Annotated in this window: 12 protein-coding genes and 1 pseudogene; 7 read left to right on the forward strand and 6 right to left on the reverse strand. The window is 41.0% G+C overall.

All coding sequences use genetic code 11. The features are described 5' to 3' along the window. Nucleotides 1-42 precede the first annotated feature (42 nt). The 4 genes and pseudogenes from ACSC9N_RS09115 to ACSC9N_RS09130 form a co-directional block, all read right to left on the reverse strand. On the reverse strand, nucleotides 43-3564 hold the full coding sequence (locus ACSC9N_RS09115) for a BapA/Bap/LapF family prefix-like domain-containing protein (RefSeq protein WP_439036027.1): 3522 nt from the start codon (nucleotides 3562-3564) through the stop codon (nucleotides 43-45). Nucleotides 3565-4231: 667 nt separating this feature from the next. Beyond that, the gene (locus ACSC9N_RS09120) at nucleotides 4232-5164 is read right to left on the reverse strand and encodes an IS5-like element ISAha1 family transposase (protein ID WP_004637176.1); all 933 of its coding nucleotides are present in this window, start codon (nucleotides 5162-5164) and stop codon (nucleotides 4232-4234) included. A 174-nt stretch (nucleotides 5165-5338) separates the two neighbouring features. After that, nucleotides 5339-6058: pseudogene (locus tag ACSC9N_RS09125) on the reverse strand (amino acid ABC transporter ATP-binding protein); the annotation flags it as partial. Between the two features lie 64 nt (nucleotides 6059-6122). Then, entirely contained in the window at nucleotides 6123-6833 is a 711-nt protein-coding gene (locus ACSC9N_RS09130) for an amino acid ABC transporter permease (RefSeq protein ID WP_010326531.1), read from the reverse strand. Between the two features lie 21 nt (nucleotides 6834-6854). Here ACSC9N_RS09130 and ACSC9N_RS09135 point away from each other — a divergent pair, with 21 nt between their 5' ends. After that, the gene (locus tag ACSC9N_RS09135; protein WP_010326530.1) at nucleotides 6855-7190 is read left to right on the forward strand and encodes an ExbD/TolR family protein; all 336 of its coding nucleotides are present in this window, start codon (nucleotides 6855-6857) and stop codon (nucleotides 7188-7190) included. A gap of 115 nt (nucleotides 7191-7305) precedes the next feature. On the opposite strand, the gene ACSC9N_RS09140 is transcribed toward ACSC9N_RS09135, so the two are convergent. Together ACSC9N_RS09140 and ACSC9N_RS09145 are read right to left on the reverse strand one after the other, a co-directional pair. Continuing rightward, nucleotides 7306-8469, reverse strand: coding sequence for a tetratricopeptide repeat protein (locus tag ACSC9N_RS09140; protein WP_010326529.1), 1164 nt, complete (start codon nucleotides 8467-8469; stop codon nucleotides 7306-7308). A gap of 232 nt (nucleotides 8470-8701) precedes the next feature. Continuing rightward, entirely contained in the window at nucleotides 8702-9646 is a 945-nt protein-coding gene (locus tag ACSC9N_RS09145) for a LysR family transcriptional regulator (protein ID WP_439036028.1), read from the reverse strand. An 89-nt stretch (nucleotides 9647-9735) separates the two neighbouring features. Here ACSC9N_RS09145 and ACSC9N_RS09150 point away from each other — a divergent pair, with 89 nt between their 5' ends. From ACSC9N_RS09150 to ACSC9N_RS09175, 6 genes are all read left to right on the forward strand, one after another. After that, nucleotides 9736-10377 carry a hypothetical protein gene (locus ACSC9N_RS09150; protein WP_010326527.1) on the forward strand — a complete coding sequence of 214 codons (642 nt, stop codon included), beginning with the start codon at nucleotides 9736-9738 and terminating at the stop codon, nucleotides 10375-10377. Nucleotide 10378: 1 nt separating this feature from the next. Continuing rightward, on the forward strand, nucleotides 10379-11014 hold the full coding sequence (locus ACSC9N_RS09155) for a LysE family translocator (RefSeq protein ID WP_010326526.1): 636 nt from the start codon (nucleotides 10379-10381) through the stop codon (nucleotides 11012-11014). 268 nt (nucleotides 11015-11282) lie between these two features. Next, on the forward strand, nucleotides 11283-11600 hold the full coding sequence (locus ACSC9N_RS09160; protein WP_010326525.1) for a hypothetical protein: 318 nt from the start codon (nucleotides 11283-11285) through the stop codon (nucleotides 11598-11600). Nucleotides 11601-11708: 108 nt separating this feature from the next. Further along, nucleotides 11709-12758, forward strand: coding sequence for a linear amide C-N hydrolase (locus ACSC9N_RS09165; RefSeq protein ID WP_010326524.1), 1050 nt, complete (start codon nucleotides 11709-11711; stop codon nucleotides 12756-12758). 230 nt (nucleotides 12759-12988) lie between these two features. After that, entirely contained in the window at nucleotides 12989-13612 is a 624-nt protein-coding gene (locus ACSC9N_RS09170; protein ID WP_010326523.1) for a LexA family protein, read from the forward strand. A gap of 20 nt (nucleotides 13613-13632) precedes the next feature. After that, complete coding sequence (locus ACSC9N_RS09175) at nucleotides 13633-14928, forward strand: Y-family DNA polymerase (RefSeq protein ID WP_010326522.1); 1296 nt, start codon at nucleotides 13633-13635, stop codon at nucleotides 14926-14928. Nucleotides 14929-14983 lie beyond the last annotated feature (55 nt).

Here is a 14983-nt window from a genome sequence, read left to right on the forward strand (position 1 = left end):
GATTTGATTTTACTACTTCGCTATTTTTTTAAGCTAAAAGTGTCAACACACCCTAATCAAATCCGCAGATCCGCTCGCTCCCGTTGCGCCTGTCGAACCAGTGGCTCCTGTAGCACCTGTATCACCCGTTGCGCCCGTAGCGCCCGTAGCACCTGTGGCACCTGTAGCTCCCGTGGCACCATCAGCACCATCTGCGCCTGTGGCTCCTGTTGCACCATCAGCACCAGTAGCACCATCTACGCCAGTAGTGCCTGTAGCTCCCGTTGCGCCTGTGGCACCAGTATCACCCGTAGCGCCTGTTGCACCTGTGGCACCAGTATCACCTGTGGCGCCCGTTGCACCATCAGCACCATTCGCGCCAGTAGCACCTGTAGCTCCCGTGGCACCATCAGCACCGTCTACGCCCGTAGCTCCAGTGGCACCTGTTGCACCATCAGCACCCGTAGCACCTGTAGCTCCCGTGGCACCATCAGCACCATCAGCACCATTCGCGCCCGTAGCGCCTGTAGCTCCCGTGGCACCTTTTAAGTATTCTATAAGATCGTTAATGTCTGAACCCGGTGGTAATTCACCCGCATCAATCAAAAGCTCTAGTGCTGACTTACCATCTGCACCTGTGGCACCTGTTGCGCCAGTCGCACCATCTGCACCTTTGAGGTAGTCAATCAGATCGTTTGTATCTGAACCCGGTGGTAATTCACCCGCATCAATCAAAAGCTCTAGTGCTGACTTACCATCTGCACCTGTGGCACCTGTTGCGCCAGTCGCACCATCTGCACCTTTGAGGTAGTCAATCAGATCGTTTGTATCAGAACCTGGTGCTAACTCACCCGCATCAATCAAAAGCTCTAGTGCTGACTTACCATCCGTACCTGTGGCACCTGTTGCGCCAGTCGCACCATCTGCACCTTTGAGGTAGTCAATCAGATCGTTCGTATCTGAACCCGGTGGTAATTCTCCAGCTTCGATCAGCAACTCTAGTGCTGACTTACCATCCGCACCTGTGGCACCTGTTGCACCTGTTGCACCAGTCGCACCATCTGCGCCTTTGAGGTAATCAATCAAGTCATTCGTATCTGAACCCGGTGGTAATTCTCCAGCTTCGATCAGCAACTCTAGTGCTGACTTACCATCCGTACCTGTGGCACCTGTTGCGCCAGTCGCGCCATCTGCACCTTTGAGGTAATCAATCAAGTCATTCGTATCTGAACCCGGTGGTAATTCTCCAGCTTCGATCAGCAACTCTAGTGCTGACTTACCATCTGCACCTGTGGCACCTGTTGCGCCAGTCGCACCATCTGCACCTTTGAGGTAATCAATCAGATCGTTTGTATCAGAACCCGGTGGTAATTCACCTGCATCAATCAGCAACTCTAGTGCTGACTTACCATCTGCACCTGTGGCACCTGTTGCACCAGTCGCACCATCTGCACCTTTAAGGTAATCAATCAGATCGTTAATGTCTGAACCCGGTGGTAATTCACCCGCATCAATCAGCAACTCTAATGCTGATTTACCATCTGCACCTGTGGCACCTGTTGCGCCAGTCGCACCATCTGCACCTTTGAGGTAATCAATCAGATCGTTTGTATCAGAACCCGGTGGTAATTCACCCGCATCAATCAAAAGCTCTAATGCTGATTTACCATCTGCACCTGTGGCACCTGTTGCACCAGTCGCACCATCTGCACCTTTAAGGTAATCAATCAGATCGTTAATGTCTGAACCCGGTGGTAACTCACCCGCATCAATCAAAAGCTCTAATGCTGATTTACCATCTGCACCTGTGGCACCTGTTGCACCAGTCGCACCATCTGCACCTGTGGCACCTGTTGCTCCGGTTGCGCCATCTGCGCCTTTGAGGTAGTCAATCAGATCGTTTGTATCAGAACCCGGTGGTAATTCACCCGCATCAATCAGCAACTCTAATGCTGATTTACCATCTGCACCTGTGGCACCTGTTGCGCCAGTCGCACCATCTGCACCTTTGAGGTAATCAATCAGATCGTTTGTATCAGAACCCGGTGGTAATTCACCCGCATCAATCAAAAGCTCTAATGCTGATTTACCATCTGCACCTGTGGCACCTGTTGCGCCAGTCGCACCATCTGCACCTTTGAGGTAGTCAATCAGATCGTTTGTATCAGAACCCGGTGGTAACTCACCCGCATCAATCAAAAGCTCTAATGCTGATTTACCATCTGCACCTGTGGCACCTGTGGCACCTGTTGCACCAGTCGCACCATCTGCACCTTTGAGGTAGTCAATCAGATCGTTTGTATCAGAACCTGGTGCTAACTCACCCGCATCAATCAAAAGCTCTAATGCTGATTTACCATCTGCACCTGTGGCACCTGTGGCACCTGTTGCGCCATCTGCGCCTTTGAGGTAATCAATCAAGTCATTAATATCAGAGCCCGGTGGTAACTCACCCGCATCAATCAGCAACTCTAGTGCTGATTTACCATCTGCACCTGTGGCACCTGTGGCACCTGTTGCGCCAGTCGCACCATCTGCACCTTTGAGGTAATCAATCAGATCGTTTGTATCAGAACCCGGTGGTAATTCACCTGCATCAATCAAAAGCTCTAGTGCTGACTTACCATCTGCACCTGTGGCACCTGTTGCGCCAGTCGCACCATCTGCACCTTTGAGGTAATCAATCAGATCGTTTGTATCAGAACCCGGTGGTAATTCACCTGCATCAATCAAAAGCTCTAGTGCTGACTTACCATCTGCACCTGTGGCACCTGTTGCTCCGGTTGCGCCATCTGCGCCTTTGAGGTAATCAATCAAGTCATTAATATCAGAGCCCGGTGGTAATTCACCTGCATCAATCAAAAGCTCTAGTGCTGACTTACCATCCGCACCTGTTGCTCCCGTTGCGCCATCTGCACCTTTGAGGTAATCAATCAGGTCATTAATATCAGAACCCGGTGGTAACTTGCCCTCATCTATCAAAATCTCTAAAAGTGATTTGCCATCTGCTCCTGTGGCACCTGTTGCGCCATCCGCTCCTGTCGCCCCAGTAGCACCATCATTACCCGTAGCACCTGTTCCCCCTGTGGCGCCTGTTTCACCCGTAGATCCAGTGGCACCCATTTCACCTATAGCGCCTTTAGAACCAGAACCTGAATCATCATCTGAATCATTTGCTGCCCAAGCTATCATGCCTCCCGCAGCTAATGGAATTGCAATCCACGCTAATGCAGACATTCCATTATCATCGTAAAGTAAAGGTTCAATATCACTCAAAGTTGAATATGTTGCATTTATAGCATCGCCATTAGCAACAAAATCTACCCATATTAAGGCATTACTACCTTCTAAAACTAAACTATTATCCGATGCGAAAAAACCAACAATTGTTATAATCTCTCCATTATTTAAAATAACTTTGAGATCATTCCCTTCTTTTGAAAAACTCTTAACATCATCTTTATTTAGCTGAAGCTTGACTACCGAAGGGTTTTCTTTTGATAACTGAACTTTATTTGATCCTCCCATATTAGCCACAGCTTCTTTATGAGATTCCTTACCTACTATTGAAATTTGAGTAACCATACAAATAACCCTCTGAAATGGTATTGATTTGTTATTTCCATCCAAAAATAAAAAAACGTTTTCTAGTCTTATTAAACTTAAACAACTTTCAGCTACTCATAACCTGTATGTTCTTATGGTTCATTAAATAAAAAATGAGTATTAAAAGTAAATTCTTTCTTCTCTAAGTGTTTTTACACTAGTTTATTATTCTTTAAAATACACCTGCATAAACCCACTCAATTCTGACAAAAAATTATTAAGATTTTTTAAAAAATCTTATTAAACCTTTTAAAATCCACATGTTAAACCAATGTTTTAAAAATTATTTTTTATATAAAAAACAAATAGATAACAATAATTAATATTTTTAACAAATCGAAAGATATCTATTTTTAAAATTATACACATTAAAAATAAAATTGTTTTTTTATGTAACATTAAGAATGAAAATGCACATTTTTTTTATGGCTTTTTATGAGAACAAAATCACAATAATTTATATATACTGTATTTAAAAACACAATATTTTATACACTGAGTACAACCCACTCCCAAAACCACAAAATCACTATTTTGATTTTACACACACTTTTTTTTATTTTAGATACCCATACATCTAGTACTGAATTAAACGGCTTTGTTGCACAAACATTCAAAAGCTAAACTTCTTCCAAGTTATCTAAATTTAAGTGGCAACTTGGGTGTGAGGTCGGCCTAAATCTGTAAATTTATTTAATACGGCCACACGTGCATGAATCTCATTGACTTGGCTTTGAAAGTTTCTCGCACGGAGTTTATCGCCTAATAATTTGATGCAATGCATCTTGGTTTCTATCAGACTTCTGCGATGATAGCCTGACCAATTTTTCCATATTGTTCTTCCTAAACGTTTAACTGTTCGAAGTAATTCATTTCGCTCTAGCGAGCTGGTCTTTGTATCTTTCCAAGGTTTCGCATTTTTTCTTGGCGGAATCACCGCATGTGCTTGTCGGTCTGCAATTACTTGACGGCATTGCTTGGTGTCATAAGCCCCATCAGTATAGACAGAGTCAATCTGCTCATCTTGTGGAATCTGATCGAGTAAATCACCAAGCACTTGTGAATCACTCACATTATTTGTAGTGAGTTGAATAGCGCGTATTTGAAGGGTTTCAGCATCTATACCAATATGAAGTTTACGCCATTGGCGACGATATTCAGGTTGGTGTTTCTTACGCTTCCATTCACCTTCGCCTAGAAACTTTAAGCCAGTAGAATCGACGAGTAGCTGGAGACCATTACTGCTTTTTTGATAGTTAATTGCAATATCAATATGCTTTTGTCTTCTGCAGATGGTGGAATAGTCTGGTGCTGTCCAATCTAATCTACAAAGATGAATGAGACTTTGCACAAAGCCAGTGACCATGCGTAAAGAAAGACGAAATAAGGATTTGATCATTAAACAGCATTGGATGGCTGTATCTGAATAAGTTTGATTTCGACCATGTTTACCTTTGGGTTGAGCGTACCATTGAGTCTTGGGATCAAACCAAATTGAGAGATTTCCTCGATTTATTAATGCACTGTTATAAGAAGACCAATTGGTTGTACGATAGATTTTAGGTGTGGGCTTATTCATTTGAGAATTATATTGTGGAATAAGCCTTTAGAGATAGGTTTGTGCAACAAAGCCGGATTTAATCATACCTTATCAACAAAATTAAACTTATAAAAAAATCGTTAGTTTTATCATTCACCAACGATTTTAATATATAAAACTAAAATAGATATCATTAAAAAATAAGACTCAAATTTATAAAACCCGAGATAAAAAGTTTTGAGTACGCTCTTCTTTAGGATGTTCCAGAACTTGTTGAACGGTTCCTTGTTCAACAATTCGCCCTTGATCCATAAACACCACATGGTCGGCAACTTCTCGTGCAAAAGCAATTTCATGCGTTACAATCACCATGGTTTTACCTAATTTCGCCAAGTTTTTGATTACATTCAAGACTTCACCTACCAACTCAGGGTCTAAGGCGGACGTTGGCTCATCAAATAAAATTACTTTGGGGTCCAGTGCCAAAGCTCTAGCAATCGCAACACGCTGCTGCTGCTGCTGCCCCCCAGAAAGTTGTTTGGGCCATGCTTCAACTTTATCCCTTAGCCCAACTAGACCCAATAATTGATTGGCTTTTAAAATCGCTTGATCTTTACTAAGTTTTTTATGTGCTAAGGGTGCTTCAATAATATTTTGCAAAACATTTAAATGTGGAAATAAATTAAAATTCTGAAAAACATAACCCACCGATTTACGTTGTTTTAAAATGTCTCGTTCTTTTAACTCATAGAGTTTATCGCCTTTTTTATGATAGCCGATAAACTCATCATCAATTTGAATAAATCCTGCATCTACACGTTCTAAATGATTTATCGTGCGTAGTAAAGTTGATTTACCCGACCCAGATGGACCAATAATTACCGTGACAGATCCCGCAGGAATATCAAGACTAATATCCTGTAATGCCGCATGTCACGCATAGTTTTTAAATACATGGCTCACTTGAATATGACCATTTGTAGGCGATGCTGATTGATTAATTATCATAGCTGGCTCCTATACGCGGCTGAGTTGTGTGTGGCTGCGCTTTCTTGAAAAAAGCAAAGCTATTAATCGCTGATTTCCGTTCACCTTTCGCCAATATTTTTTCGATATACCATTGCACTATGGAAAAAACACTGGTGACGATTACGTACCAAACGGCGGCAACCATCAACAACGGAATCACTTCTTGGTTGCGGTTATAGATCATTTGTACTGTGTAAAAGAGTTCAGGCATTGCCAAAACATACACAATTGATGTGCCTTTAGATAAGCCCACACATTCATTGATAATCGCGGGGATAATACTGCGAATCGATTGTGGTAAAATAATGCGCGTCGTACGGCGCCACCATGACAGACCCAATGCTGCCGCTGCTTCAAATTGACCATGATCGACAGACAGAATCCCACCACGGATGACTTCCGCGGTATAGGCACTTTGTACAATCACCAAACCGACTAAAGCTGTTGAGAACTGATCTAGTGCATTGATGGTTTTAAACTGGGCAAAGACCGTGTCGGTAAAAGGTACACCGACATTAATGTATTCATATAAATAAGAAAAGTTATAGAGAATAATCAACACCAACAGCAATGGTAATGATCTGAACATCCAGATATACACCCATGCCAATGAGCGAATTAACCAAGATGAAGACAGTCTCATCATGGCTACAATGGTGCCCAAAATTAAACTAAACACGATACCCCACTGGTCGATGTGATGTTGGTGCTATTGATCGTGTTTATCATCACGGCGCCTTTATTAACCAATAGCGTCAAGGTCAACTTACCCAAAGCTGCACCGACACAATCTACAGATCAAAACAAAGCACTGGTGATTAGTGTAAAACCTGATGGCGCAATCTTTTTAGATAAAGACCCAGTCAAACTCGAAAATTTTGAGCAAGAAATCACACAGCGTAAAAATACCAACAGCAAGTTAGCATTAAACCTAAATGCCGATGAAACTGTCCCTTATGGCACTGTGGCTAAACTTTTAGCCAGTATAGAACGTGTCGGTGTAGAGAAGTTATCGGTGATTACTGAACCGAAATAATTGATTTTCCATTTGAAAATGAGACCTCTACAACATATCGGTCTGTATTGATAAAAAAGCACCTTCAGGTGCTTTTTTATTCATTCAATATAATCCAAATTCTCTATTGATAGACTTAGCGACTCACTCGCTGAATGGCCTCATCATAGGTCACACTTGGCTTGTATTGATTTGCCAATTGATAATGTTGTTTGGCTTGAACATAGTCCTGATTATTTTCATAAATTTTACCAATGTTGTAATGTGAATACGCTTTGGTATTGTCATTAGACGCTAAGGCTATCGCCTTTTGATTTGCCCATAATGCTTCAGATGAACGATTCAACTTTTGATAAGCAACAGCAAGATTGCTATAGGTTTGTCCAACGTTTGGATTATAATCAATGGATTGTTGATAAATCAGGGCAGCTTGTTCAAATTGATTGTTTTTATACGCTTTATCCGCTTTCAAATTCAGAGCTTTAGCCCTTGCCTGTGCGTTGGCTGAAACAGAAACAGAATGCAACTGCATCGCTTGGCTTTGATAACTCGATACAGTTGAACCAACTTGGCTTGCGCCAATAGTTGTCCCCGAAATACGGTTAATATCTTGGATTTCCCCCTCTGGACTAATGCGGAACACAGTCCATAAGTTCCCTGTCCGCCCGGTTGGAATATAATAAGAACGGATCAAAGACTCGCCAGCATAGACCATAACTTTTGCTTGGCTATTCGATAGGTTCGCAGTATTGGGTTTGGCGCGATCTGAATAATCATGCACTGAATAAACATAATATTGCCCGTCTAAACGTTTATCGATGGTTACGGTTTCAGGGCCATAAGAGTCTGTGTCGTCGACATCTAAATTGGCATCTTGCCCTTGTTTATTGTCCCAATAGACATGTTGATTTTTATAGCTTAAATGCGAGTCCAAATCTAAAGGACTCTGTCCCCAGTTTAAAACAATTCGCATACTGTTTAAGTCTTTCAATACAGGACTTAAAGCATAGGTCATACCATCACAGGGACATTTTGCAACCAGTGTTGAATAGCCTGATTTTTTGATAATCAATAAATTGTCTGCGCCATTCGCACTGCTACTGTTCACCGTTGCTCGGCCGTCTGCATTAGTTGAAGTTGATGCAGACTGTTCACCATTTTTTTGTAAAATGACTTGTGCATTCGCAATATTTTGATCTTTTACCGTTGCACTTAAAACATGAATATTGGTTGTATCTGCATAGCCCAAAGTAGGGATGCTTAAACCCAAGATAGAAGAATAAAGTAGATGTTTTTTAATTGCATATCTCTTATTAAATTGCTTATTTCATTTTAAAGTCTTTTTCAACGCTAGAACTTAAACATTAAATCATTCAAATTATGCGGTACATTTGATGCATATACTATGGCTTAAATATCGATAGTCTGCTTAGGCTATTTCAAAGATGCATCATCAATGTTTACTCTTCATCACCTATCTAACTCAGCATTAGCCATGCTCTAAGCTCTTTGAATGATGCTATTTTAATAAATTAAGCAAGCGTCTCTTCACTTTTTAGGACGGGTTCTAAACTCAGTTTCTGCGCAATAAACTGGATAAAGACCTCTATTTTCGGAGCTAAATAGCGTGTCGGTGGATATAGTAACCAAGCATCTCCACTATAATAAGTCTTGAAATGCCAATCTGGTAATACTTGAATCAGTGCTTGGTTATTTAAAGCATATCTCGCCATAAAATAAGGCAAACTTGCGACTCCCATATGCTTTAAAGCCGCATTTAGTCGGATACCCGTATGATTCGCCGAATATCGTCCTTTTACAGTCACACTGGTGGTTTTATTGCCTTTTTGGAATTTCCACTTTGAATCACTGACTTGTTCACCCAAATAAATACATTGATGTTGGCTTAAATCACTCGGTTGCTGAGGTGTTCCATTCTTTTTTAAATACTTGGCTGTCGCCACTAAGACATGGTCAATGCGAATGAGCTGTCGGCCCTTTAAGCCTAACGGTGGTTCATTGGTAATGCGTATGGCCAAGTCAATTTCATCATCAATAAAGTCTATGAAACGATCTTCCAACAGCAGTTGAATATCTATTTGAGGATAAAGTTCAAGAAACTCGGGTATATACGGATGAATCAGATAATGCCCTACGGCTTTCGGTACACTGATCCGAATGGTCCCACTCGGTTCAGTATTGAATTTGCCTGAATGCTCAATTACGGCTTGGGCAGCTCTAACCATCTCTAAACAATGGTCATACGTTTGTTTCCCACTCTCACTTAAACGCAATTTTCGTGTTGTTCTTTCGAGCAGCCGTGTTCCTAAAGCCCGTTCCAATCGGCTGATGGCTTTACTCACTGCGGACGGTGTATTTCCAAGCTGTCGAGCCGTTTCTGAAAAACTGCCAGTCTCCACAACTTTAACAAAAATAGCCATTTCTTGGAGTAAAGCCATACTTTGATTTGTGCTCATGAGGAAAAAGTAATTTAATTTTTTACTAGATTATCATCAATAATTAAGCCTCATATAATCTTTTCTGTGAAATTTTGACAGAGATAACCATGACTCAAGCTTTATATCTATCTGACATCACTCAGGCTGAGGTAGAAATTTTAAGATGTGAACCTACTGACGATGGACGATTTTCCATTCAGCTTGCCCAAACACCGTTTCATCCGCAAGGTGGTGGTCAACCTAGTGATTTAGGTAAAATCAATGGTGTGGATGTGCTTCATGTCGCTATGCAAGATGATCAAATTATTCATTATTCTAATCACGCGATTACTTTAGGTCTGGCACAGGCTCAAGTTGACCTCAACCGACGCCACTATCACAGTCGCCTACACTCCGCAGGACACTTAATCGGGCATGTGATGCAAGCCTTTGGTTGGCAACCCACCAAAGCACAGCACTGGCCAGACGAATGCAAAATCCAATTTATCAAACAAGACCATTCTGAAAACCAAGATTTAGAAACTTTACAGCAGATATGCAATCAATATATTTCAAGTCAACTCGTCAGACTGACCCAACAAAATGCTGATGGCTACCGTGAAGTCAGTTTTGGGAATTTACCTGCATTTTCTTATGGTGGAACTCATGTCCAAAATTTATCTGAAATTGGAACGCTCAAAATTACAGGCTATAAACTAAAAGAAGATAAGTTAACTGTGAGTTATCGCGTTTCGGATGAGCATCAATAATATGTGGATGCAATATAGTTCAGAATTTTTAGCTTTGGCTTTGGTGCATTTTCTTGCGGTCCTTTTACCCGGCCCCGACTTCGCAATTACAGTTAGAAATAGTGTGCGCTATGGCTATGCAATTGGGTGCATCACGGCTATTGGCATTGGTATAGGAATTTCAGTTCATGTTTTATATACCCTTGTAGGCTTGGGCATTATTATTCAACAAAGTCCGTGGTTCATGCTTATTTTAAGAATCTCAGGCGCACTATATTTAATTTATTTAGGTTGGAGTTTATTACGTGCCCCCTCTGTCAATATCGACCCCTCAATTGAAGAAACTGCCAATATACCTTTGAGTCAAAGCAAAGCCTTTATAACGGGCTTTATGACCAATGCACTCAATCCCAAAGCGACTATTTTTTTTCTGGCTATATTTACCACACTCGTCAGTCCTACAACCCCCATGAAAGTGCAATTTGCTTATGGGATATGGATGTGTAGCATCAATACACTCTGGTTCATGCTGGTCGCTGTTTTGTTTTCTCGACCCGTCGTTCGACAGCAATTTTTAAAGATGGGAAAACAGTTTGAGCGATTGATGGGCCTCATATTAATTGCTCTGGCGCTGAAGCTATTATTTATCCATTTATGATGTTTCATAGCACCAGCAACTGTGGATTATTCAGAATATCGGCGCTGCCGATATTCTGAATAAGTACATAAAAATATGAGCAGCATATTTAAATTATAAAATGTGCAATCATTTCACTAAATCTGGCTGTACATTGGTTTCTATTGATCTTCTAAGGATATCTTTTCGACTCACCCGACATTAAAATAAAACTGTGCTAAAAATAATCAAACAAGCCATACTCTATTTTTATATCATGTGGTAAAAATATATAAAAAAAGGAAATGACATGAAAATAAAAGTATATTCATTACTTTCAATCGGTATTTTTATGAGCCAAAGCACTCAGGCTAAACGCTTTATAGAAGGCTGGCACAGCGCGTTAAAACTGAACCCGAACATGTATGCCTTTGGTGCAGATGTAGACAACACAATAGGCCAAAAAAACTTGAATTTTTTTGCTGACTGGAAAACAACTACAACCTCTCAAGAAAAACATGCATTGTCCCTACCTATTGCTTTAAATACCCAATTAGATCAAACCAGTTATAGAATTTACAATCAAGCGTATCTATCTCCTGAGACTACACAATTCAAAGCAATCTAAAATAAATCTCGGAACGGGTTATCGTTATTTTGAACACAATTATAAAGCGAACAATTTTTATTAAGACATTTAACACCACAGTTACCTATTTTCTAAGAGAGCATGATAATGAACAATGTATTAAAAAAAGTATTATTTGCCGCAGGAATATTTGTGGTAGCAGAAGCTGCTATGGCATGTACTCGTGTGGTTTATCTAGGCAATAATGACGTCATGACAGCACGTTCGATGGACTGGAAAAGCGATATTGGAACCAACTTGTGGATTTTACCCAATAATGTCAAACGTAATGGTATGGCGGGGCCAAAATCGATTCAATGGACATCAAAATACGGCAGTGTGGTTGCAACGGGTTATGACATCTCCACTACCGACGGCGTCAATGAAAAAGGGCTAATGGCAAACTTACTGTGGTTGGTTGAATCTGAATATCCAAATGTGAAAACCTCTAAAAAGCCAACTTTGGGCATTTCACTGTGGGCGCAATACGTCTTAGATAATTATGCCACAGTGAACGAGGCCATTCAGGCATTGGAAAAAGAACCTTTCACGGTGGTGACCGACCAAGTCCCAGGTGAAAAACGGTTAGCGACACTGCATTTATCTATTTCAGATGCCACAGGCGACAGTGCCATCATTGAATATATTGGCGGAAAACAAGTGATTCACCACAGTCGCCAGTACCAAGTAATGACCAACTCACCAATCTTTGATCAGCAGTTGGCGCTAAATGCTTATTGGAAGCAAATTGGTGGAACAACCATGCTCCCGGGTACAAACCGCGCGGCCGATCGTTTTGCGAGAGCATCTTTTTATATCAATGCCATCCCGAAAAATGCGAATTATAAACACTCATTAGCGAGTGTTTTTGGTGTCATTCGCAATGCTTCCGTACCCTTTGGATTGAACACAGAAGAAGAACCAAATATTTCATCAACCCGTTGGCGTACAGTGGTCGACCATAAACGCGGTTTATATTTCTTTGAATCTGCTGTTTCACCCAATGTGTTTTGGGTCGATTTAAAGGAAATTAACTTTAAAGATGGTCAAACCAAGAAGTTAGAACTTGGCCCAGACCAAGCGATGACATATGCAGGCAAAGCCAATGCATCCTTTAAAGTCACCAAACCTTTTGAGTTTTTAGGAACTAATCTCTAAGTTTTCATTTAGATCATCGGCTTAACGATATAATCCCCCCCAATAGTAGCCCTGATCAAAGGGCTACTTATCATCCAAAAGAAAGTTTCTTACTTTTTCTTACCCGCGACCAAAATTGACGGAGCATTGTTTATTCAGCATTTTTAAATTTGAGATTTCTCCCACATCAGCATATTCTAAACAGACAGATTTCACTTCCAAACACGCCTTGTAGCGTAGGAGTATTCACCATGTCAAAGAAGTTACCCATCTACTTCTCGGACGACGCATGGTCGTCTTTACAAGATCTCATGGGGCCAGACGGCAAACCCAGCCCCACCATCAATAACATGCTCGAACAAATTGCGCAGCAAGCTGAACTTGCGGATCAACTTGGGCTGACTCCTGTTCTACCTCAGTCCAAAGTATCTATTCCTGTTTCTTTAGAACGCATTCCAGCAGGCCCAGCGTTCAGCACTAAAGATGAGCAAGGCAAAGCCATCGATCTCAATGAATTCTTAATACAAAACCCCATTTCAACGTTCATCGCTCACGTAGACAGTGAGTCAATGTTGGGCGTAGGTCTTGAAGTAAATGACCCGATTATTATTGATCGGAGTATTGAAGCCAAACACTACGACATCGTGGTGGCTTTAATTGATAATAAAGACTCCACTATTAAAAGACTGATGATGACAAACAAAATGTCAAAGTCGGACATCAAAGACATTTTTGGAGATGAAAACTACCCTCTGCCTCAACTTTGGTTGAAAGCTGAAAACCCTGAATATGAACATATTATTCCTACAGAAAATCAAACCTTTGTTATTTGGGGAGTGGTGACATTTAACTTAAAACGTTTGTATCACCGTTAAAAATAATAAGAAGAAGCAACATGAAAAATGAAACTGAAATATTCGCGCTCGTTGACGTGAATAATTGCTATGTCTCGTGTGAACGCGTATTTAATCCAAAGCTCAATGACCGTCCTGTGATTGTGTTAAGTAATAATGATGGTTGTGTGGTTGCTCGAAGCCAAGAAGCCAAGGATCTCGGCATTGGCATGGCTGTCCCTTTTTTTCAAATTCAAGAACTTGTCCAGCAGCATAATATTCAAGTGTTTTCGAGTAACTATGCTTTATATGGGGAAATGTCTCGCCGCTTCATGCAGTTATTGGGGCAATATGTGGCAGCCGATGAACAAGAGATCTATTCCATTGATGAATGTTTTTTAAAGCTAACGGCTTATGAGTATTTATTTAACCTCACTGACTATGCCAAAGACATGAAAGACAAGGCATGGCAGTGGCTTGGTCTTCCCTGCTGTATTGGAATTGGTCGTTCCAAAACAGAAGCCAAAATAGCCAATCATTTAGCCAAGAAAAATAAGGCGTTGAATGGCGTGTGCAATTTGGCACACATGGATCCATGTACTGCTGAATACATGCTTGCAGATGTGGAGGTCGGTGAAGTCTGGGGCGTCGGTCGACAGAACTGCAAAAAGCTGAACGCGATGGGTATTTATACGGTTTTAGATTTGATCGACTCCAAGCCGAGTGAAATTAAAAAGCAATTTAGCATAGTGATGGAAAAGACTGTCCGTGAACTTCAAGGGATGTCTTGCATCAATATTGAAAGTGATGCGGTTGCACATAAGCAAATTATTAGTAGTCGCTCATACGGTCAAGCTGTGTATGAAATTGATGACATCAAAGCCTCTGTACGCTTATACGTTGCCAGTGCAGTTAAACGTCTACGTCATGATGGCTCTATTTGTAAAATGATCGGGGTGTATATTCAAACAGGTCGTTTTAGTCAAAGTGAACGTTACTCGCCCTATACCATTGTGCACATGCATGAACATACCGATGATCTACTTGAAATTACACAAGCAGCTATGAAAGGCATTGACCAAATTTACAAGTCAGGGTTTAAATACAAAAAGGCAGGCATCGTCCTTTTGGAAATTATGGATAAATCTAAATTTGTGCATGATCTTTTTACCGACTATAGCCATAAAAATAACCGTGAAGAACTCTCCAATACCATGGATGCTATTACTGAACGTTTTGGTAAAAGTATGATTTCTTTAGGGGTTTGCCATGAGAAAAGAGAACCTTGGCAAATGAATCAGTGCAATCGCTCCCCTGCCTATTTAAGCAACTGGTCGGAGCTATTTAGAGTGGGTTGAAGTTAAGTCTTCATAAAAGTAGCTCACTTTATACTACACGAATACTCATAAGGAT

This window comes from Acinetobacter sp. PC34 (assembly GCF_051789135.1).
GTDB classification, from domain to species: Bacteria; Pseudomonadota; Gammaproteobacteria; order Pseudomonadales; family Moraxellaceae; genus Acinetobacter; species Acinetobacter johnsonii.

Coding starts and splice junctions, on each gene's coding strand:
- ACSC9N_RS09115 (WP_439036027.1), bottom strand. CDS start 3,564: ATGGTTACTCAAATTTCAATAGTAGGTAAGGAATCTCATAAAGAAGCT.
- ACSC9N_RS09120 (WP_004637176.1), bottom strand. CDS start 5,164: ATGAATAAGCCCACACCTAAAATCTATCGTACAACCAATTGGTCTTCT.
- ACSC9N_RS09135 (WP_010326530.1), top strand. CDS start 6,855: ATGTTGGTGCTATTGATCGTGTTTATCATCACGGCGCCTTTATTAACC.
- ACSC9N_RS09145 (WP_439036028.1), bottom strand. CDS start 9,646: ATGAGCACAAATCAAAGTATGGCTTTACTCCAAGAAATGGCTATTTTT.
- ACSC9N_RS09150 (WP_010326527.1), top strand. CDS start 9,736: ATGACTCAAGCTTTATATCTATCTGACATCACTCAGGCTGAGGTAGAA.
- ACSC9N_RS09155 (WP_010326526.1), top strand. CDS start 10,379: ATGTGGATGCAATATAGTTCAGAATTTTTAGCTTTGGCTTTGGTGCAT.
- ACSC9N_RS09160 (WP_010326525.1), top strand. CDS start 11,283: ATGAAAATAAAAGTATATTCATTACTTTCAATCGGTATTTTTATGAGC.
- ACSC9N_RS09165 (WP_010326524.1), top strand. CDS start 11,709: ATGAACAATGTATTAAAAAAAGTATTATTTGCCGCAGGAATATTTGTG.
- ACSC9N_RS09170 (WP_010326523.1), top strand. CDS start 12,989: ATGTCAAAGAAGTTACCCATCTACTTCTCGGACGACGCATGGTCGTCT.
- ACSC9N_RS09175 (WP_010326522.1), top strand. CDS start 13,633: ATGAAAAATGAAACTGAAATATTCGCGCTCGTTGACGTGAATAATTGC.